The sequence below is a fragment of the Collinsella aerofaciens genome (assembly GCF_964283865.1).
GTDB lineage: Bacteria > Actinomycetota > Coriobacteriia > Coriobacteriales > Coriobacteriaceae > Collinsella.
On sequence record NZ_CAXYLS010000004.1, the window covers coordinates 84,229 to 104,928 of the forward strand.

Genomic DNA, 20,700 nt, shown 5'->3' on the forward strand with positions numbered 1-20,700 from the left:
CGGCTACTCCCCCTCTCTGGGCAGGTCAAACGCACGCGCCGTCTCGTCGTACAGCGCGCGATAGTTGGCGAGCATCTGCTCGTGCAAAAAGTACGTGGCAACGCGACGCTGCCCGCGCTCCCCCATCTCAATGCGACGGGCGCGGCTCACGCACATGCGCTCCATGGCATCGGCCAAGCCCTTGCGATACATGGGCGGCGTCACAAAACCCGCCACGCCAAAGTCGTCGCCCGGGGCGCCTTCGAGCAACTCGCGGCAGCAGCCCACCTCGGTCGTCACGCAGGGACGGCGCGCTGCAAGCGACTCCAGCACGCTGAGCGGCTGGCCCTCGGAGATGCTCGTCAAAATGGTAAAGTCGAGCTTTTCCATGTACTCGACCACGTTGACGCGGCCGGTAAAGATCAGGTCGCGCACGCCTAGGGTATCGACCAGCGCGTGGCACTCGGCGCCGTACTCCTCGTCGTCCACGCCGCCCATAATGTGCAGGCGCACCTTGGGCAGGCGCTCGTGCAGCTCAAAGAAGGCATAAATCATTGTCTTGACGTCCTTGATGGGCGCCAAGCGCACCACCGCGCCAATGTCCACCCAGCCGTCATCGGGCTTTAAGGGAATATCCTTAAAGCGGTCGAACTGGATGCCGTTGGGGATAACCAGGCATTTGTCCGCATCGCAGCCCATATAGACCTGCGTCTTGCGGGCGTTATGGAACAAACTCGTCACGCGGAAGGCGCGGCGGTAGATTTCCTCCGAAAGCAGGTAGAAAAAGCGGATCCAGCGGTCCTTGAACGACGGCACCACCCAATCGGCGCGAATGATCTCTTCCTCGCGCTCGCGGGTGTAGATGCCATGCTCGGTCAACAGCACCGGCGCATGGTGAACGCTTGAGCCCAGGCAGGCGAGCAGACCACCGTAGCCGGTCGAGATGGCATGGTACACATCGGCCACCGGCACCTCGCTGCCCAACAGGTAGAGCACGGGCAGCAACATGGAGCGCATGGTGTGGAATGCATCGGCAAAGGGCGTGTAGGGATACTCGGCCAGGCACACGTCGCGAAAGATATCCATAAACGTGCGGCTCTGCAAAAACGAGAGCGGATGCACGCGACGGCGGTAGAAGATATCGAATAACACGTCCCAGTCCGGATTGGAGAGCGACACCAGACGGCGTAACGCCTCGCGCTCACGGTCGTTAAAACTGGCTTCATGTTGCTCACCCGAAAGCCGCAGGGCATCGTCCAGGAACACCTCGTGCACCTCGACCACGTTGCCGGGCAGCTCGTAGACAAACTTGCCACGGTCGGCAGCATGCGCGCCGATCACCCACAGCACAAACTCGTGCTCGGGCATGGCCGTAATGTAGCCATGCATCCAGGTAGATACGCCGCCGTGCACATAGGGGTAGCAACCCTCGAGTACCAAGCAGATTCTCATTTATCGCCACCCTCCTTGCGCTCGATCGTCACGGTCTTATCATTTGCCTTGAGCAGATACAGATTGCCCGTAAGGTGCGTCAGTTCGCCACCCGTCACCGCACCCGGCTCGCCATTATTGGCGCGGAACATGAGCCACGCCTCGTCGTGGAAATTGCCCAGGCTGAGCGTCCAGGCATCCGCGCTGGTATCCACGCTCACCGTCACGGACGAAAAGCGCTGGATGGCACCGGAGCACTCCGACGCCGTCTGGTGCCGCAGGTCGGGCGCGGATTTGGTAAGCCACTCCAGGTAGTCGACCAGGCCGCCCTTGTAGACCTCCCAGCCCTCCTTGGCACCACGATCGGGATCGAGCAAGTCGTCCGGGTGCATAAAATGCGTGCTCACGTAGTGCATGTTGAGCTCGGACACGGCTGCCAGGCGCATATAGGAATCGTCGACCATGCCGCCCGAGACAATACGTGGCTGCTCCACAATGCCGTCGCTCGCCACGCCAAACTCCTGCACGTAGGGCAGGTCGGTGCCATCCTCAAAATACGTGCTGGCGATGGTCTTAATGCGCGGAACGTCGGTGCCGATGAGCTTGCGCGCTCGGGCCGAAAGGATATTCGACGGCGGTACGTAAACCGAGCCATGAGCGTTGGGCAGAACCTCGTCCTGAAACGCGATAAGTTCGTTGAGCGAAGCGACGAGCGTCTCTTTGTTCTTCCAGGTCTTGTAGACGTACAGCGTGCCGTAGTCGGTGTCCCAGAGCGCGAGCGGCTGATGGTTGTAGCCGTGAAAGCCCAGCTCGCCGCCCATCTGCAGCAGCATGCCGCCAAAATATCGAAACTGCGTGGTATCGGGTTGGCGCGCGGGCTCGGTCTGGTTGACCGCGTCCTCGTAGTTTTCGATCATCACGCCGGTATAGCGAATGCCATATTTTTGCGCGAGCTTTTGCAGATCGCGCCACCAGACCTTGGTGTAAAAATCCGCAATGGAAAGGCCGTAGTCACGCTTGATATAAGTACCATCGCCCGAGGGCACGGGGCTAGGAAAGTCGTCCAAATAGAACACGGCGCTGTTGATGACCGGATAGGCCGTAGCATCGCCCAGCAGACTGATCGCCGCGGCGAAAAAGCCGCGCATGACCTTGTCGTAGATACCGATATTGCACACCACGGTGCGCCCGCTACCGCAGTCATTAGACCAAATGAGCGGGGCGCCCGCATCGCCAGTCTTAGCCCACTCACGCGCCGTCTCGCGCAGCGATACTGAAAGCGACGAATCAAAGGGGTCCGAGAGCTCGTAGCGCTCTCCCCCGCCCAGCATAAAGTCCTCACTCGGCACAATGCTTTCGGCTTTTACATAGTCATATCCGGCCGATTCAATGCCAAGCTTGGAGGCAATCACTTGCAGATAGCTCGAGTTATCCGGCGGCATGGCGAGCATAAGCGAACCGCCGGCACTCACCCAACTCATAATGTCGCTCAGGTGCGTACCGAGCCCATCGAGCGACGGCATGAGCAAAATCACGCGATCGAAGGAGGTCAGCGAGGGAATGGCATCCGCACCATCCAGGGCAAGATCCACGTCGCGATGGGCGATCTTCATGTCCAGCAAAATCTGGTCGAACTGGTCTTTGACGTCGTCGACGCCATCTTGGTCCGAGTCTGTAATGACCAGGCACGTGGGCTTTTGGCCAAAGATTGCCGAGGAGGCCGGCACCGCGTCGTTGGCGGCAAGCATCCCCAGCCTATGCTGGCCCGCACTGTACTGCACGCCGGCACGCTCCACCAGCAGCACGGCGGCCATGGCAATAAAGACCGCCCACACCACGAGGAGTCCCATCCAACGAAAGCGGCCCACACGGTCTCGGATATGTTGCGCCACGCTCATCGGGCCTCCTCCCCATCGCGCCAAAACGCCAACTTTTCGCGGTTGTCGGCGCTCAAATACACATGTTGCTTGTCAATCGCATCGATCACACAGTGGACCTCGTCACCGTCGCGGCGCATCACGGCCAGGCGCAGGCAAAGCATCCAAACCTCCTGCTCCTCGGGCACGTCGAGTACCAGCTGGTCGGTCACGGCCTGCGCCTCGTCGATCTGTCCGACATCGGCCAGCGCCGTCGCGTATCGAATGCGCAGCTCAAGGGTATCCTCGCGCTCGCAGCGACGCGCAAGCAGGCGCGCGTACTGTTGGCGCTGAATCTGAGCAACGCGCCCCTCAGCCAAGCCCGAGCCCAAGTATTCACCAAGAAAATCACAGTATTCGTTGAGGTTTTGCGCGCTCGGGTCCGTCTTAAAGGCACGCTCCAGCTGCTGCAGTTTAAGGTCGGACTCCTTGGAGATCTGCGCCACCGCCGTCGCGGCATAGTGCGCCACCTCAACGTCGTCGTTAAGCTTAGCCGCCTGCAGCTGCGCCAGGTACGCGTCGGGCTCCTCGGTGAGCATGGAGAGCATTAGGCGGCGCCGGTATGCCGGGTCGTTGACGATAAGCGCCTCCTCGAGCGGCACTACGCCTGCATCGTCCTCACCGCTCGGTACCGACATACTACGATGCAGGTCGTCGTTGAAGCGCAGCGACTCCAGCGCAGACTCTTTCAGCCACTCGCCAAGCACCGCGCTGCGCACCGATAGCAAAACCACCAGCAACGGGCCCCACAGCGGCACCAGCACTATTACAGCCAGCATGTGCCCGCGCACCGGCAGCAGGCCCAGCTTCATGAGCGTCCACAGCATCAGGCAAACCAGCGAATGAATCAGCAGCAAGACGGCAGCAACGACAAGCGAGATCAAGCGGCACCCCCCTCACCGTCACCGGTGTAAGCGATGCGCTGCAACAGCGCCACGATGCCCTCGCCGTCGACGGGCTCCACCGCAATATGCTTTGCGCTCAGGCGCTTACGGATAATGGGAAGATCGCACGCCTTTGCCTGGCGCATAAGCAGGTAGAGCACGTTGCCGTCGACCAAGCCCGCCGCGTCGATCTCGCGGATTGCCGACCCAATTGCGCCCACCAGCTCGCCGACAGGCTCCATGCCCGGTACCACGCGCAGGAGCAAAAAACTCCCCATCTTGCTATCTGCCAGCGCCTGCTCCGCCGCGAGCTCTTGGCCAAAGGCCGCCTGCTTGAGCACGCAAGTGCCGTCAACGCAGCGTTTATCCTGCGCCACCGCCTCATAGTCAAAGGCACGGCCCAGCGCGCTTTCGACCAGCCCGCACAAGATGCGGAACAGGTTTTGATAATAGAGGGTCATTTGGTTTTCGGCCGCACTACGCACAAAGATCAACACGGCGGGTGCCCCGTCGCGCTCGATCGCGTATCCAAACATGGGAAACCCCGGCGTCAGCTCACGGTTCACCCACAGGTTCGAACGACCCCCGTCGCCCAAAAGAGGTGCAAGCTGCTCAAGCGTGAGCGAGCGTGCGGCATTTTCGGCAATCGCGGGACTTGCTGCCACCAGGCGTGCAAATGCCCCGCCCGAAACATGGTAGATCGCCACCGAATCGTTCTCGAGGATCTCGCCCAGAAGCTCGCAGCACTTGCGATAGATGTCGCGTGGGTTGAGTACGTCGAGCTCCTGCGTCACGGCAAAGATCTTGCCAAAGCTGTCGTGGCGACCCACAATCTGGCGCCTGTACGCGCGCTTGTCCTCGATCGCGTCGTGGTAAAGCTGTGTGAGGAACGTATTGCGATTACGCACGAGCTCGTTTTGATCGCGCTCCGCCCTAATGGCTTCGCTGTTGCGCAGCTGCACATAGCCGCACACGGCACCCACCACAAAGTACGCAATAAACGGCAGCCAGTTGGACGGCTCGTAAAAGAGACCCTGGAAGGTATAACCGTACTGAGTAAAGTAGCTCGCGGCCAAACCCACCGACGCCAGCAGCGCCGCAACCAGGCCAAAATCGAGCCCATACAGCGTGCCGATCAGTACCACGTACAGCAGGCGGTAGTCGAGCACGTTAAGCTGAGCAGACTGCGAAAACACCAGCTCCAGGCCCTCAAAGAGCACCCAGGCCAGCGCGGTCTCCAGGCATTTGATGGGCAGTGTCCGCCCGCGCATGCGGTCGATGGCGGCACGCAGCGGATGGCGCTTGCCCGCGAGGGTCTGCTCCCAGCGGGCGTGTATGGTCGAAAGATCGCGCAGCACGTCATAGCGCTGGAACCACCCGTAGCGCGTGCGGACGGTATCGCTCGGAGCAATGGAGACGACGGCGTCCCCGTCGTAGGTAATGTCGAGCCCCGGGAACAAGCCCTTGAGCGCCTCGCCCAGGTCTCCCACGGTGTGGGCAAAGTTATCCGGAACCTCGAGTTCCTCGAATGTGGCATCCCAGCTGTCGAAGATGCGACGCACCAGAACGGCCAGCTCCTCGGCGCAGAGGGCACCGAGCGGTGAGTCCGCCCCAGCCCTCATGACAGCAGAGCCTTGCGAGCACGCCTCGAACAGCGGGGTCAAAATCGGGTCTTCCAGCGTGGGCGAGGCGGTGTACAGATACGGCACGCGCAAGATCTTGGCCTGAATGCCGTCGCGGACCGCATAGTAGCGGCACAGGTCGTTGGCCGCACGGGCAATGATGCCCTTGCCGTTTTGCCCCGCAACGTCCACCGCACCGTCCGCTCCCATGGGACCAGTCACAAACAGCAGCTGAATCTGGCGACCCATGCAAGCTCGAAAGACGGAGCGCAGCAGCTCGATGTCGCCAACGGTCTCGGTATGCGGCGTGAGATAGGTAGAGAGGTAGACCACACGGTCGAATTCGTAAGCCTGGTCCAGGTGCTGCAGCAGCTCTTTCCAAGACGCATGGAGCGACGACCCGTCGCGGCGCGCCTCGTTGGCCGCCACGACCTGAACATGGTCACCGGGAAACGCCTTGGCACAAAAGTCGTCATCGACATACGCGGTATTGCCAACAACCAGCACTTCCACCGTGCGCTCCCCCTCCCCAAATTTAGCTTTTGCCATGGTAAACATGCGTATTGTACGCTGTCAATGTAGGCCAAAGGCAACTTTAAAGCTGTTTTAAGAACTTTTTCAGACGGGAAGCGACTCGCGCCTGAGCCAGAGAGCCCTACACGTGCCGCTGCACGGCGGAGAAAGGCGAATCCACTACCCCTCAGGCATAATTCCTGAGCAAAATCAAGCAGAGCACACGGCTTTTTGCGCCACTTTAAGACGTAATCGGGATGTGGCGAGAGGCCAAATTCGGAAGTGCGGGGAAAACCAAAGGAATGCTGACCAGACCCCCGTTTTAGGCTTCCGCGACCTGCGGTTTTGATACAAAAAAACCGCGTTGTGCTCGAAGGTTTTCGATTTTTCCCCGCACTTCTGTAATTACATCTCTGGATCGAGGGCGCAGGCAATGGTGACGACATCCACGATAGCGCCCCCCTATGCCTGATACCAAAATCGTTCCATAGGGACCCGTTTCCCAATGGGACGATTCTTCACAAAGGGCATTAAGGCGCATGAGAACATGGTAGAGGCAAGCAAGCGCGCTTCCACGTTTTCGCCCATGGTGACCACGGTATAATCCAACGAGACAAGCAACGAACGGGAAAGGCAGCGCGGATGAACCTGGGCAGCGAGAGCGAGACCGTCGAGTTCAAGAAGTCCACTGGCGAGCATAAAGAAGCACTGCAAGCCATCAGCGCCATGCTGAACAAGCACGGCCGCGGCGAGCTCTACTTCGGCGTGAAGGACAACGGCGATGTCATCGGCCAGGATGTCAGCGACGCAACGCTGCGCCAGGTGACGTCGTGGGTGTCCGACAAGATCGAGCCCGCGGTGTTCCCGACGGTCGAGTGCCTCGACGCCGATGATGGGCTGCGATACATCAAAATTGCCTTCTCAGGTGCCGACGCCCCCTACTCCGCCGACGGACGCTACTTCACCCGCGTGGGGACTTCGAACAAAGCGCTGTCGGCCTCGGAGCTGAGCGCCATGGTCGTCAAGCGTGAGCGCGCCCGTAGCCCGTGGGACTCGCTGCCGTCCGGCAGGCCCGTCTCCGACGCCGACGAGCAGGCGGTGCGTGACTTCGTCGCGCGCGGCGGCAGGGCCGGACGCGTGGGCGGCGGGTTCGCCGGCGTGGAGGACACCTTGGCAAGGCTCGACCTCGTCGCGCCCGACGGCAGCCTAAGAAACGCCGCGGTGGAGCTGTTCTGCGAGGGATCCGACACCTACCCCAGGATGAAGCTGGGGCTTCTGGGCGGCAACACCAAGGCCAAGATCCTCGACCTGCGCCGCGAGTGCGGCACCATGCTCAAGCTGCTCGACTTCGCCGAGTACTTCGTGACGTCGAACATCAGGCGCGAGTTCGTCATCGGCGAGACGGGCATGTACCGCAAGGAGATCCCCGAGATCCCGGCCGAGGCCATCCGCGAGGCGGTTGCCAACGCGCTGTGCCACCGCGACTACACCACCGGCACCGCCGTCGAGGTCAACGTGTTCATGGACACCGTCCAGATCGTGAGCCCGGGCCTGTTCCCCGAGGGCGACTCGCCGCAAGAGCACCTAGACGGTACCGCGAGCGAGTTCGGCCTCCGAAACCCCGCGATCGCGCGCACCCTGTTCCGCGCCGGCGTCATCGAGCAGTACGGCACGGGCATACCGCGCATCAAGGAGGCCTGCGAGGCAGCCGGCGTGAGGTTCCGCTTCGAGCAGACCGTCAACAGCACCGTCGTCGTCTTCGAGCGTCCTGGGTTACAGAAAGCGGCCTTCAGGAGAACCGCGGCCGACAACCGACCGCTCCTCAGCGAGCGCGAACGAGCAGCGATGGCAATTGCCGCCGCTCAGGGGAAAATCACGACCTCCGACCTCGCGCGGGAGTCCAATGTCGGTAGGAAAACGGCCTCGAAGACTCTGAAAGACCTTGCCGGGCGAGGCCTGTTGGAATGGGTAGGGAAAAGCCCGAAAGACCCGCACCAGTTCTACAGGATGCCAAGCGAAGTTTGAGGCTGCAGGTCCTAGCCGGGAAACAGGCCCATTGCGTTTGCTGCCCTCCCCCTGCTGGGCACTACTGAGTAATCTACTGGGCACTGCTGAGTAATCTACTGAGTAGTGCCCAAGCGCGAGTTGGCAAGTCCGCCGAAGCCCAGAGAAACGGCTCCGAAGAATATACTGACCGCTACTGACCGCTACTGATCGCGGCATTCGGCAGGCCCGCCGAATGCCGCGGTCTCCCGAGACTAGCAGAGCCGCCCTTATTGTTAGCGCTGCCGAAGCAAGCCCTACTTCAGCAGCAACTTGAATTTTCGTGCGATGAGCCTCCCCGGAGCCAAGAGCCTTTTGCCCTAATCACAACACCGCAATTCAAGCACCGCAGAAAACTCCATTAGCGATGAACCAGCCACTTGAAGACGTGATCAAGGTGCGGCAAGGGGTCAAATTCGGAAGTGCGGGGAAAATCGAAGAAATGCTAACCAGGCCCCAGTTTTCGCTTCCGCGAACTGCGGTTTTGGTGCTAAAAATCGCGTTGTGCTCGAAGGTTCTCGATTTTCCCCGCACTTCCGTAATTACATCCTTGGATCGAGAGTGCAGGCAACAATGACGTCATCCGCGATAGCACCCAACAGTCACGGACGTACAAAAGGCCGTTGCCGGAAGCCTCCATACAACGACTCTTCTTTGCGCGCGCCACGCTCGCAATGCTCCATTAAATGTAACTAATTGATTTGCTATATACCATTCATAATGGCACATAGCAAATCAATTAGTTACATGTGGAGGCAGAACATGAGGGAGTACGTCGAGAAGCAGCTGCACACTAGAGTCGATTGCGAGCCCAACGACGCCTCGGAAATAACGACGCAAAACTCTTTCCGAAAGTGTAGGTGAGCGAAATGGCGACTCATGCATACGATGACCTTTATTCTTATCTAGCCGCATTCAAGAACAGCTCTCTTGCCGAAATAATTGCGTACCTAGAAGAACTGGGGCAAAGGAGGTTCGACGCCTTTATTAGGGGCCTTGCACCCCTTATCCCAATCGAAAAAATCGAAAATCAATCCCTGTTCAATTTTTCTGTTGACTCCACCCTTGAAGGAGGCAAATTCCCCTGCACTGACTATGCCTGTCGAGAGCAAAACATTTACCATTTGGCAAAGTTCTCAGCATTGTATGCAGATAAAACACTGATTCATTGCCCTATAGAATCGGCATTCGAAATGGGGCACGATGATTATGTCTCAGTCGATGAACTTGCATTCGGGATCTATTTGACCATGCGAGTCGAAGACATAGTCAAAGCTGGAATACTCGGATTTTCGAGCAATTACATTCCTCTTTGCAAAGATTGCCTAGCGCGACAAATCGAAAGAGAATCAAAAGCAAAAGGATTGATATCGAGTTATTGGGATGAACTCGTACGACAATTCTGTTCCTCTACCTCGTGCACTTTAAAACAAGCACCAGATGGGAATCTGTATGTAGCGATTGAGGGAATGGATGCATATGGGTCCCATGATGAGATGGATGTCGATTTCCTGGTAATCCCGTCTGAATACGAATCGCTCTATGCAAGCCAAGGCGAAACGCGATTGGATAGAGACATGCTGGAGAAAGGCAGCATCTTGACTATCCTACTGCCATTGTTGGACGATTGCTTTCAAGCCCTCGTCAATCCCTATTTTTCGAATAGCTCGTATTTAACCACTCGTCCAGCTCAGATTGAGTTCCTCGAGTCCGCAACTTCCACCCTTTATCCTCGAAAAGATCAGACCATACCCATTCGCCGGTTATCTTGCCCCCTCCCCATTGCTGAAAATGCAACGTTGCGTAGCATCCTTGATTGCCGCATTAGAAACGAAGAGTCGTTTCTTGTGTTTAGGGATACCTTGTCCAAAGGCCTGAGCGAAAGGCCCATCGACACCTCGACATTAGCTGACCTGAAGAACAACCTAATTGAGCCCGAGCTTCACAAGATATCTTTAGTGATGAAAAACGAGCGATCCCGATTAGTCACCTCCGCAGGCATTGAAGCCGCTATCGGAATTGCGAGCTTTACATTGGGGCAATACGGAATCGCATCACCTTCTGATGCCATGGCCTTCCTCGGGGCTGCCGGCATAGGGGCCGTTGCATCTCAATCCGCAGATTTCTTGCGAGAAGCCAAGGCAAAAGAGAACCCCATGTATTTCCTCTGGAAGCTCAATAGAAACAACCGTCTGTAACCTAAGGGGCAGAACACCGCAGTCGCCGAGCATATCTCGATCATTAAATAAAGGCAGCACTAGAAAGGATGCGAATCGTGAAGAACCGATTCCCTTTACGAATGCCTAATGCAGTAAAAATCACTGGTAGATCCGAGCAGTTTAACCAAGACGACAAGAGCGCGCTCAGATTGCTGTCTGCAGTAGCTAGCCAAGTATAGATACCATCCTGTTTCCAAATTCGGTCCTACGATAAACCCTTTCTTCTTTCTCAATTTCGTCGGGATCGTCGAAGATGAGCGTCGTATCTACTACGTCCCACTGCTGCCGATGGATATCCTCAATCAGCAATCCCAGTCCGGTTAATCGAAGAAGAACTTCTGCATCTCTGCCTCTGAGCGTCTGAAAAGTTTCCTTTTCTCGAAGCATTTCGTAGTCTCCAGGTAGAAATCTGTCCAAAGTCTCTGCAAACAAACGAAGATCGTCCCAGCTAATTTCTTTATCTAGGTAGGCCTCATAAATCTTTGCTAGTCGCCGCGCTTTGTCCTCCTCAATGTATCTTTCGAGCAGGATAAGCAGGTACTCAATATCGCGCTTCCTATTTGACTCTTCAAAGTATTGCTTGTACTTGTTCCATGAGCCATTTTCAAAAGAGTCGCGGTTGAACTCATCGAGGAAACACGCATACTTCTTCAGCAGATGCGCATTGTGGATATTGTTTCCGATTTTGTAGATGCTCACTAGGCTTGAGATGACGGGGATGTCCTTCAAGAACTCGTTTTGGAGAATTTCGTCCAGGCCAACCTCTGCGATATTCGAAATAAGTTCGAGAGAGTCGCTGCAAATAGTCGGCCTTGCGTCGTCTTGCAAGCGCGATAGACCGGCCTTAGTTGATTCCTCTGCGTTTGCCATAAGATTACCTTTCATAATAATTTGCCAGTTTTGGCATGCGTTTGCAGCGCCGCTTTTCTGAAAGTGGCTCCGATTTAAATGCCATCCCCCGAATAAGCGCTCAGGTTCGATTCAACAAGTGCATTGGTTGAAAAGAGCTTTAGACCCCCTTCGAGGTAAAAGTCGCTTGTGCAGAGCAACCAAATCATCTTGTCGAGCTTGTAGGCAGTGGCCTCGGGGTCCACGCCGCCCTTCCGCGCCGCGCGCGCGGCTTCGAAATAGCAACGAGCCACTTCGACCTCGCTGTCAGTGGTAGCGTAAAACTGAACAGTATTCAGTAGGCCGTTGACACAAACATCGACGAGCGGCTGCTGAACAAGCCCGAGGACCTGTTCAGGGCGATGCAGCTCGAGCTCATGGAGCTGCACCACGGTTCGCCCTCGACCGTCTTCTGCACGCAGTGCAGGTCGAAGGGCTAGGCAGGAGCCCCGAGGCTTTTCCTAATTCTAGGTGTTAAAGTCGATTACTGCCTGCCGTGGAATAGCCTCCACTTTTCGTCTTCGATGTCTCTTTCAATTGATGACTTCACTTTTGACAGCCATTCTCTGTGTTTTAAATATGCAACACCTGCGGGCAGCTGAGCAGCAATCGAGTCAATCGCCTCAATCTCCTTGAGCTTTGCTGGAATAAAGCCTTTTTCAGGGGACCCGCTCATTGAAGATCGACGGAGATCCAAATGGTTGATCGATATCCCGTCTTTATCGAGCGTCAGAATGAGGGTGATAGCCCTAATCCTCGTCTCGTCATTGCAATCGGACAAGGCCCAGCTAATTCTATCGAGGCTATTTGCGTCGGCGATCCTTTCGCGGATGGTATATTCCAAGCGCTCCCAAAAAATATCGCTCGAGAGCGCATTTGCGTCATGAACGGGAAACAAAACGGCTATTTCAAGCCTGCCGAGTGGTTCGCTCAGCGCTTCATCGATCATTGCTTTCAGCAGATTCCAGGCATGATCATCCTGGACGGTCCAAAACGAGCTGATTCTTCGCAGGAGATCGTGCCTTTGTCGGTAGTCGAGGTTGGCAACGTACTCCAAAAAACGGTCAATCATTGAGCTGTCAAGGCGTAAAAGGCAGCGTAGGAAAGCGAGGTTATAGTCGAAAGTAGGATATCCTTCAAGTGCGAGAAAATACAGGTTGACGGCCGGTGAGGGATTGGATTCGAAGTACGAATCTAGAGCGGAGACGCGCTTTTCGTCTCCGCAGTTGCCGAAAAACCGCCAAACCCCATCATTGTGTATATGTTCGGAAAGCCAAGAAGCATATTTGAGGATATAGCCAGGATGCTTTGGCTCGACTATCTCCAAATCTTCCAAGCAGAGATGCGTTCTGCCGTCATCGAGTCTTGCGAGAATTTCGTCGAGCTCCTCCTTGTCGGGCCCGTTCTTTATTGCTAGCAAATCAAGATAGTCAAACAGGGCCGGATGGTCACTCACGTCGATCACCGCGCCCAGCTCGTTTCTAAGGACCTTCCTGCCGATGGTTTCAGCAAGATGATCAAGTGCTTCGTACGGGACAGGGATCGTCGAGGGCGACGAAGCGATATTGCGTACCTTTTTGTGCAACAAAAAAAGCCGCTCGACCAGCGGCTTTTCTTATTTGGGCATGAAAAAAGGCGACCGCCCTATGTGGACGGTCGCCTTTGTAAATTGTTGTGAAGTTTACCTTAAGCGCGGGTCTTGATCTCCTCGAGCACCTTGGCCACAAACTCGTCAACGCTCATCTGAACGGTCTCGTTGGAGCGGTCGCGGACGGAGATGTTGCCGGCCTCGACCTCCTTCTCGCCCAGGATGAGCATGTAGGGCACGCGGTCGATGCTGCGAGCCTCGCGGATCTTGTAGCCGATCTTCTCGTCGCGGTCGTCGCAGACCACGCGAATGCCGGCCTCCTCAAGCTTGGCGCAGACCTCGTGGGCGTAGTCGCGGCTCTTCTCAGAGACCGGAAGTGCCTTGACCTGCACGGGAGCCAGCCAGGTGGGGAACTTGCCCGCAAAGTGCTCAATCAGAATACCGATGAAGCGCTCGATGGAGCCAAAGCATACGCGGTGCAGCATGATAGGGCGCTTCTTGGTGCCGTCGGCGTCCACGTACTCCAGATCAAAGTTGAGCGGCATCTGGAAGTCGAGCTGCACGGTACCGCACTGCCAGGTACGGCCGAGCGAGTCCTCCAGGTGGAAGTCGATCTTGGGGCCGTAGAAGGCGCCGTCGCCCTCGTTGACCTCGTAATCCATGCCGAGCTTCTCCAGAGCGGTGCGCAGGCCCTCCTCGGCGCGCGCCCAGTCCTCGTCCGAGCCCATGGAGTCCTCGGGGCGGGTGGAAAGCTCAACGTGGTACTTAAAGCCAAACTTCTGGTACACGGAGTCGATGAGGTTAACCACGCCCACGATCTCGTCGGTCAGCTGGTCGGGACGCACAAACAGGTGAGCGTCGTCCTGGTTAAAGCAGCGCACGCGGAACAGGCCGTGCAGGGCGCCGCGCAGCTCGTGGCGGTGCACCAGGCCAATCTCGCCGGCGCGGATGGGCAGCTCGCGGTAGGAGTGCGGCTTGGAGGCGTACACCAGCACACCGCCAGGGCAGTTCATGGGCTTAATGCAGTACTCTTCGTCGTCGATGGCGGTGGAGTACATGTTGTCCTTGTAGTGGTCCCAGTGGCCCGAGGTCTTCCACAGCTGCTTGTTCATGATGAGCGGCGTGGAGATCTCCACGTAGCCGGCCTTGTGGTGAATCTCGCGCCAGTAGTCCAGCAGCGTGTTCTTAAGGATCATGCCGTTGGGCAGGAAGAACGGGAAGCCGGGGGCCTCGTCGCGCATCATAAAGAGGTCCATCTCGCGGCCGATCTTGCGGTGGTCGCGCTTCTTGGCCTCCTCCAGCATGTGCATGTGCTCGTCGAGCTCTTCCTTGGTGGCAAAGGCGACACCGTTGATGCGGGTGAGCATCTTGTTGTCCTTGTCGCCCTTCCAGTAAGCGCCCGAGACGCCGGTAAGCTTAAAGGCCTTCAGCGCCTTGGTGTAGCAGATATGGGGGCCGACGCACATGTCGATGTAGTCGCCCTGCTGGTAGAAGGTGATACGGGCGTCGTCGTCCAGGTCGCCGATGTGCTCGACCTTGTACTTCTCGCCGCGCTCCTCCATAAGGGCGATGGCCTCGGCGCGGGGCTTCTCAAAGACGGTGAACTTGAGGTTCTCCTTGACGATCTTTTTCATCTCGGCCTCGATCGCGGGGAAGTCGTCCTCGCTGATCTTGACGCCCTCGGGCAGGTCGACGTCGTAGTAGAAGCCGTTGTCGGTCGCGGGACCGTAGGCAAAGTCGGCCTCGGGGTACAGGCGCTTGATGGCCTGCGCCATGATATGCGCGGCAGAGTGGCGGATGACGTGCGTGACCTCGTCCTGCGGGAGCTCGGCCACCGAACCGTCATTGTAGAGTGCCTTCATGGGTATGTTTTCTCCTCTCGGATGCCTGATGCAAGTGCGTGCGATGCGCTCGGCGTTTTAACTTGCATCATTATAGGCAGGTTGCCTTGGTATACAAGCGCCCGCCGCACCTTAATGGCACGGCGGGCGATTTTCTACGCATGCTTCATCGTGTGGGGCGGGTTGCGCGCGTGGCTTACGCGGGACGCACGGTGCCCGTGGCTTGCGGCAGGCCCGGCGATGGATGCGTTACTGGATGCGAGTTCGGCAGTAGGGGCAGACCTTCCAGTGCGCATCGAGCGGGCGATGGCAGCTGGGACACACGTTGCGAACCTGGGTATCGCACACCGGGCAGACGACGAAGTCCTTCTCGATGGGCGCGCCGCACTGCGGGCAGGTGCCGTACTGGGCAAGCTGACGCTCGCGCAGGGCCATGTCCAGCTCCTGCTCCTCGCGGTCGGATGCGTAGGAGTGCGGGCGCAGAACCAGGTAGGCAATGAGACCCACAAACGGGATGAGGGCGATGATGCCCCATGCCACGTAGGCGCTGGCGCCGCGGCGGCGAGCATCGATGAACACATAGACGACCGACAGCACATACAGGGCGATGATAAAGCCAACAAAGGCATAGACGACGCCCATAAGCTGCGGCGACATGAGCTCGGAGATGTACTTGGACATTACGGGTACCTTTCGGAATATTAACAGTCCGGTCAAGTTTACCACGGGGTTTGTTTATATGGGACCACGGCTGGGTACGGGGCTGGCGCGGACACAAACATCTCAATCTGTAACAGGTGGAGGCGAAATCCGGGTCTAGGTGTTACAGATTGAGACACAGGGCCCCTCCCCGACTTCAATCTCGATCTGTAACATCTTGGGCCCCAAAACCCCTCTTACTGTTACAGATCGAGACATTCAAAATCCGCCTGAAGGTTTGTCTTGATCTGTAGCATCTAGAACCAAAATCGTCAGCTAGCTGTTACAGATTGAGACGAAAGGTTGCCGTAGTTGTCGGCGGACGAGGTTGTCGACGTTGCCACGTCTCCCCTTTTCTGCCGTTGGCGGGTGTTGCGGGGCTGTTCACCGCATTGCCGCCGCGCTGGGAGTGTGCAGACCGTAGGATAGTCTTATTGACAGCCTGTCAACTCGTCTGGGAGGCACCGTGGCAGAAACGTTTGATATCGCGATTGTGGGCGCCGGCATCACCGGGTGCGCCATCGCGCGGCAGCTCGCGCGCTATGACCTGTCCATATGCGTGGTCGAGGCGGCCAACGACATTGCGCTGGGCGCCTCGAAGGCCAACGGCGGCCTGGTTCACGCCGGCTACGATCCGGCTCCGGGAACCGTAAAGGCGCAGGTCAACGCCCGCGGCTGCGAGCTATATGGCACGTGGGCCCAGGAGCTGGGATTTTTGTTCCGCCGCACCGGGTCGATGGTGTTGGGCTTTAACGACGAGGACCGCGCGCATCTGGAGCAGCTGCGCAGCAACGGCCTTGTCAACGGCGTACCCGAACTGTCGATTGTCGGACCCGACCGCATCCACGAGCTGGAGCCGCGCGCCAGTGCCGATGCAACATGCGCGTTGTGGTGCCCTTCGACCGGTTTTGTCGACCCGTTTGAGGTTGCCATCGCCGCACTGGAGAACGCCGTGGCCAACGGGGTGACGTTTATGCGGTCTGCGCCGGTGGAAGCGATTGAAGTCGCGGGCTCGGGCGACGACGCGCGCTTTACGCTGGCGACCCCCGCTAGCAACGTGCGCTGCCGCTACCTGATCAACGCCGCGGGCAACGGCGCCGCAGACATCTCGCATATGGCAGGCGCCGAGGAGTTCCAGATGGTCTGGCGTCAGGGCAACATCGTGGTGCTGGAAAAGGAGCCGCGCACGCTCATGCCGCTCTACCCCGTGCCGACGCCGGTGTCCAAGGGCGTTATCGTAACGGGTACCGTGCACGGCAACACCGTGATTACCGCGACCGCCGCTGTGCGCGAGCCGGGCGACACGCAGACCTACGCTGCCGATGTCAACGCACTCCTGACCGGTGCGCACAAGCTGGTGCCCGATCTGGATACGCGTCGCGTGGTGCGTGCATTTGCCGGCGGGCGTCCGGTCATTCAGGGAACGAACGACTTCTTTATTGGACAGTCGGCCGTGGTGCCGGGGCTGTTCCAGGCGGCGGGCATTCAGTCGCCGGGCGTGGCAAGCGCGCCGGCCATTGCCGAGCGCATGGAGCTTGTGATGCGTGAGGCGGGCGTGGAGCTGCACGAGCGGGCGGACTGGAACTCAATTCGCCGCGCGCCGGACGACTTTGGCCGCGCACCGCTGGCGCGCAAGGAGGAGCTGATCGAGTCCGATCCCGCGTGGGGACAGATCGTCTGCCGCTGCGAGAAGGTGCCCGAAGCCGAGATCGTGGCCGCGATCCGACGCCAGCCGGGCGCGGTTTCGGTGGAGGGCGTCAAGCGCCGCTGCCGCGCCGGCATGGGTCGGTGCCAAAGTGGCTTTTGCCAGAGCCGTGTGGTGGCGATTCTTGCCCGAGAGCTGGACTGCGACCCCAGCGAGGTATTACTGGAGGACGCCGGATCTTGGCTGGTTGAGGGACCGCTGAAGGGGGTGCGTTAGGATGGCGAAATTCAAATCGAGCGCGATTGATTGCGGCGTCGTAGAAGCCGTACAAACGCAAGCCTTCGACGTGGTCGTTATCGGCGGCGGCCCCGCCGGCATAGCGGCCGCGCTGGCCGCGCATAAGGCCGGAGCGCGCGTGGCCATCGTGGAGCGCGAGCAGCACCTGGGCGGCATCCTCCGCCAATGCATCCACCCCGGCTTTGGCCTGTCGCACTTTAAACAGGAGCTCACCGGTCCCGAGTACGCGCAGCGCTTCATCGACCAGGTGCACGCAACCGACATTGCGCTGTTCCTGAACAGCATGGTGATTGGGATTGATACAGGCGAGCCTGCGGAAGACACCGCGGTCCATACCGTCACGCTCATGAGCCCCACCGGCATGATGCGGCTCACCGGACGCGCGGTCGTCCTTGCCATGGGATGCCGCGAGCGCACCCGCAGCGAGATCAAGATTCCCGGTAGCCGTCCCGCCGGCGTGTTTACGGCCGGCCTGGCGCAGCGATACATCAATATCGAAAATCTCAAACCCGGCTCGCGCGCCGTCATTTTGGGTTCGGGCGATATCGGGCTCATCATGGCACGTCGCTGCACGCTCGAAGGGATTTCGGTCGAGGGCGTGTACGAGCTCATGCCGTACGCCAACGGTCTGCGCCGCAATGTGAAGAACTGCCTGGACGATTTTGGTATTCCGCTGCACCTGTCCACTACCGTGACGCGCGTGATCGGGCACGATCGCGTGGAGGCCGTCGAGGTGAGTCAGGTCGACGAGCACCTGGCGCCCATTCCGGGTACCGAGCGCATTGTTCCGTGCGACACGCTGCTGCTTTCGGTGGGCCTGATTCCCGAGAACGAGCTTTCGGTTGCCGCAGGCGTAGAGCTTGACCCACGCACACGCGGCGCCGTGGTGGACCAGAGCCTGCAGACGGGCATACCAGGCATCTTTGCTTGCGGCAACGTTCTGCACGTGCACGACCTGGCCGACAACGTGACGACTGAGTCCGAGCGCGCTGGCGCAGCTGCGGCCGCGTACACGCTGGGGACCGGCGCGGGCGCCGTTCCGGACTGCGAGCTCTCGGTCTCCCCTGCCGGCATCGCGGGCTACGCGCTGCCGGGACGCATTACGACTGTGGCACTCACCAAGCTGAACTTCCGCGTGCGCCGGCCCGTCGACGCCGCCCGCGTGCGCATTCTGGCAGGCGACGAGGAACTGTTTGCGGGCAAGGGACGCGCGTTTAAACCGAGCGTCATGGAAAGCTTCCCGCTGCCGGCAAAGGTCATCAAACAAGCGCTCGACCTGGGTGCTAGCGAAATTGTCCTGTCCGTCGATCCCGTCGAGGAGGCATAGACTATGAGCGATAACGCAATCGAAACGCTGCAGTTCAACTGCACGACCTGCCCATCCGAATGCCTCCTGACCGTAAAGGTGGAGCGCGACGCCAATGGCGCCGTGGTGGAAGTGCGCTCCGTAACCGGCAACAACTGCCCGCGCGGTGATAAATTCGCGCATCAGGAGCTCACCTGTCCCATGCGCGTGCTCACCACCACCGTTGCCGTATCCGGCGGCGATGAGGCTCTGCTGCCCGTGCGCACCGCCGATGCCATCCCGCTGGCACTCCACGCCCAAGCCATGAACCTCATCCGTGGCCTAGTCGTCAACGCCCCCATCCGCATGGGCGACGTCGTGCTGGAGAACCTCCTCAACACCAACATCGACCTCATCGCCAGCATGGACATCGACCGAGCCTAAGTAGCTAATTGGGGACGGGGCTCTTTAGCTAATTGGGGACGGGGCTCTTTAGCTAATTAGGGACGGAGCTCTTTTAGCTACCCCGCCATCCACCCGGTCCTCCTCCGCAGTTGCGGTGAAATACGGACTGTTTTATGGCTTCAGGCCGCTAAACAGTCCGTATTTCACCGCAACTTATGAGGGCGCGCATGGGATGCAAAGGAGTGTCCCGAAGTGCCGGCATAAAAGGAACGTCCCTATGTGCCGGGCTTGGGATACCATGGTGGCAGCCTAGCGAAAGGATGTTTCATGGCACATGTCGATGACCAGCGCGTGGCGCGCGTGCTCGATGCGCTCGAGGCTCAGCACCCCGGTGCGCAGCTGCTCGTAAACGACCCGTGGTCGATTTACTATCTGACCGGCTTTTATGCCGATATGTTCGAGCGTTTTTGCGGTGTGCTGCTCGCGCGCGATGACGAGCCCGTGATCTTGGTCAACGCGCTGCATCAGTTGCCGGAGTACGACAATGCCCGCGTCGCCTATCACACCGACACCGAAGTCGTGACAGACGCTATCGCTCGCGAGGTCGATCCGACCAAGCCGCTTGGCATCGACACCGTCATGCGTTCCGGCTTTTTGATGCCCCTTATGGAGCGCCATACCGCGAGCGAGTTTTTCCTAGGCGATTTTGCCGTCACCGCTTCACGCACCCACAAGGATGCCGCCGAGCAGGAGCTCATGCGCATGTCCTCGGCCGCCAACGACGCCGTGATGGTCGACGCCATCAAGCTCGTTCACGAGGGCGTAACGGAGCGCGAAATTGCCGACCAGATGCTCGGCCTGTACCGCAAGCACGACTGCGAGGGCTTTAGCTTTCCGCCCATCGTGAGCTTTGGCGCCAACGCCGGCGATCCGCATCACGAGCCCGACGACACCGTACTCAAGCGTGGCGACGTGGTGCTGTTCGACATTGGCGGACGCCGCTGCAACTACTGCTCGGACATGACGCGTACATTCTTTTGGGGCGAGCCGGACGAGGAGACGGAGCGCATCTACGATATCGTGCGCCGCGCCAACGAGGCCGCCGAGGCGCTCATCGCGCCGGGCGTGCGCATGTGCGATCTGGACCGTGCCGCGCGCGACGTGATTGAGGACGCGGGCTACGGCGAATACTTTACGCATCGCCTGGGACACTCGATCGGCCTGCAGGACCACGAGCCAGGCGACGTCTCGCTCGTCAACGAGCAGGTCGTGGAGCCGGGCATGACGTTCTCCATCGAACCGGGCATCTACCTCCCCAGCCGCACCGGTGTCCGCATCGAGGACCTGGCCCTGGTGACCGAGAACGGCGTCGAGATTCTCAACGCCTACCCCCACGATCCGGTCCGCCTAGACTAGGCACGCCACCAAAGCTCCCCTAGAAGTTG

15 protein-coding genes are annotated in these 20,700 nt (G+C 58.9%); 6 read left to right on the forward strand and 9 right to left on the reverse strand.

The genetic code is table 11. The features are described from left to right. Nucleotides 1–3: 3 nt before the first annotated feature. From pelF to ACRX4W_RS04100, 4 genes are read right to left on the reverse strand one after another with little or no spacing between them, the layout of a single operon-like run. Complete coding sequence (gene pelF, locus ACRX4W_RS04085; RefSeq protein ID WP_343001449.1) at nucleotides 4–1,431, reverse strand: GT4 family glycosyltransferase PelF; 1,428 nt, start codon at nucleotides 1,429–1,431, stop codon at nucleotides 4–6. Beyond that, the gene (locus ACRX4W_RS04090) at nucleotides 1,428–3,308 is read right to left on the reverse strand and encodes a DUF2194 domain-containing protein (protein ID WP_432299312.1); all 1,881 of its coding nucleotides are present in this window, start codon (nucleotides 3,306–3,308) and stop codon (nucleotides 1,428–1,430) included. The genes pelF and ACRX4W_RS04090 overlap by 4 nt, the downstream gene beginning before the upstream one ends. Continuing rightward, nucleotides 3,305–4,210 (reverse strand): hypothetical protein, encoded by a 906-nt coding sequence (locus ACRX4W_RS04095; protein WP_343001451.1) that lies wholly within the window; start codon nucleotides 4,208–4,210, stop codon nucleotides 3,305–3,307. Before ACRX4W_RS04095 ends, ACRX4W_RS04090 begins: the two co-directional genes overlap by 4 nt. Next, a complete protein-coding gene (locus ACRX4W_RS04100; RefSeq protein ID WP_432299315.1) occupies nucleotides 4,207–6,345 on the reverse strand; it encodes a DUF4118 domain-containing protein in 2,139 nt (712 codons plus the stop codon). Before ACRX4W_RS04100 ends, ACRX4W_RS04095 begins: the two co-directional genes overlap by 4 nt. A 642-nt stretch (nucleotides 6,346–6,987) precedes the next feature. On the opposite strand from ACRX4W_RS04100, the gene ACRX4W_RS04105 reads away from it, so the two are divergent. After that, on the forward strand, nucleotides 6,988–8,370 hold the full coding sequence (locus tag ACRX4W_RS04105) for an RNA/DNA-binding domain-containing protein (protein ID WP_117774272.1): 1,383 nt from the start codon (nucleotides 6,988–6,990) through the stop codon (nucleotides 8,368–8,370). 887 nt (nucleotides 8,371–9,257) lie between these two features. Beyond that, on the forward strand, nucleotides 9,258–10,586 hold the full coding sequence (locus ACRX4W_RS04110) for a hypothetical protein (RefSeq protein ID WP_432299317.1): 1,329 nt from the start codon (nucleotides 9,258–9,260) through the stop codon (nucleotides 10,584–10,586). 186 nt (nucleotides 10,587–10,772) lie between these two features. Here ACRX4W_RS04110 and ACRX4W_RS04115 read toward each other — a convergent pair whose 3' ends face one another. The 5 genes from ACRX4W_RS04115 to ACRX4W_RS04135 form a co-directional block, all read right to left on the reverse strand. After that, nucleotides 10,773–11,477, reverse strand: a complete 705-nt coding sequence (locus tag ACRX4W_RS04115; RefSeq protein WP_117774270.1) for a hypothetical protein — start codon at nucleotides 11,475–11,477, stop codon at nucleotides 10,773–10,775. A gap of 74 nt (nucleotides 11,478–11,551) precedes the next feature. Continuing rightward, entirely contained in the window at nucleotides 11,552–11,887 is a 336-nt protein-coding gene (locus ACRX4W_RS04120; RefSeq protein WP_117774269.1) for a hypothetical protein, read from the reverse strand. Between the two features lie 92 nt (nucleotides 11,888–11,979). Beyond that, nucleotides 11,980–13,083, reverse strand: a complete 1,104-nt coding sequence (locus tag ACRX4W_RS04125) for a hypothetical protein (protein WP_432299319.1) — start codon at nucleotides 13,081–13,083, stop codon at nucleotides 11,980–11,982. A gap of 98 nt (nucleotides 13,084–13,181) precedes the next feature. Then, nucleotides 13,182–14,945 (reverse strand): threonine--tRNA ligase, encoded by a 1,764-nt coding sequence (gene thrS / locus ACRX4W_RS04130; protein ID WP_432299321.1) that lies wholly within the window; start codon nucleotides 14,943–14,945, stop codon nucleotides 13,182–13,184. A 228-nt stretch (nucleotides 14,946–15,173) separates the two neighbouring features. Next, nucleotides 15,174–15,605 (reverse strand): double zinc ribbon domain-containing protein, encoded by a 432-nt coding sequence (locus tag ACRX4W_RS04135; RefSeq protein ID WP_055251579.1) that lies wholly within the window; start codon nucleotides 15,603–15,605, stop codon nucleotides 15,174–15,176. Between the two features lie 484 nt (nucleotides 15,606–16,089). Between ACRX4W_RS04135 and ACRX4W_RS04140 the strand changes: the two genes are divergently transcribed. The 4 genes from ACRX4W_RS04140 to ACRX4W_RS04155 all read left to right on the forward strand — a co-directional run bounded on the left by ACRX4W_RS04140 (nucleotide 16,090) and on the right by ACRX4W_RS04155 (nucleotide 20,671). After that, on the forward strand, nucleotides 16,090–17,544 hold the full coding sequence (locus ACRX4W_RS04140; protein ID WP_432299323.1) for an NAD(P)/FAD-dependent oxidoreductase: 1,455 nt from the start codon (nucleotides 16,090–16,092) through the stop codon (nucleotides 17,542–17,544). 1 nt (nucleotide 17,545) lies between these two features. Next, nucleotides 17,546–18,892 carry an NAD(P)/FAD-dependent oxidoreductase gene (locus ACRX4W_RS04145; RefSeq protein ID WP_432299325.1) on the forward strand — a complete coding sequence of 449 codons (1,347 nt, stop codon included), beginning with the start codon at nucleotides 17,546–17,548 and terminating at the stop codon, nucleotides 18,890–18,892. Nucleotides 18,893–18,895: 3 nt separating this feature from the next. Then, entirely contained in the window at nucleotides 18,896–19,294 is a 399-nt protein-coding gene (locus tag ACRX4W_RS04150) for a DUF1667 domain-containing protein (protein WP_432299327.1), read from the forward strand. Nucleotides 19,295–19,582: 288 nt separating this feature from the next. Next, the gene (locus ACRX4W_RS04155; RefSeq protein WP_432299329.1) at nucleotides 19,583–20,671 is read left to right on the forward strand and encodes a M24 family metallopeptidase; all 1,089 of its coding nucleotides are present in this window, start codon (nucleotides 19,583–19,585) and stop codon (nucleotides 20,669–20,671) included. The last annotated feature ends 29 nt before the right edge of the window (nucleotides 20,672–20,700 follow it).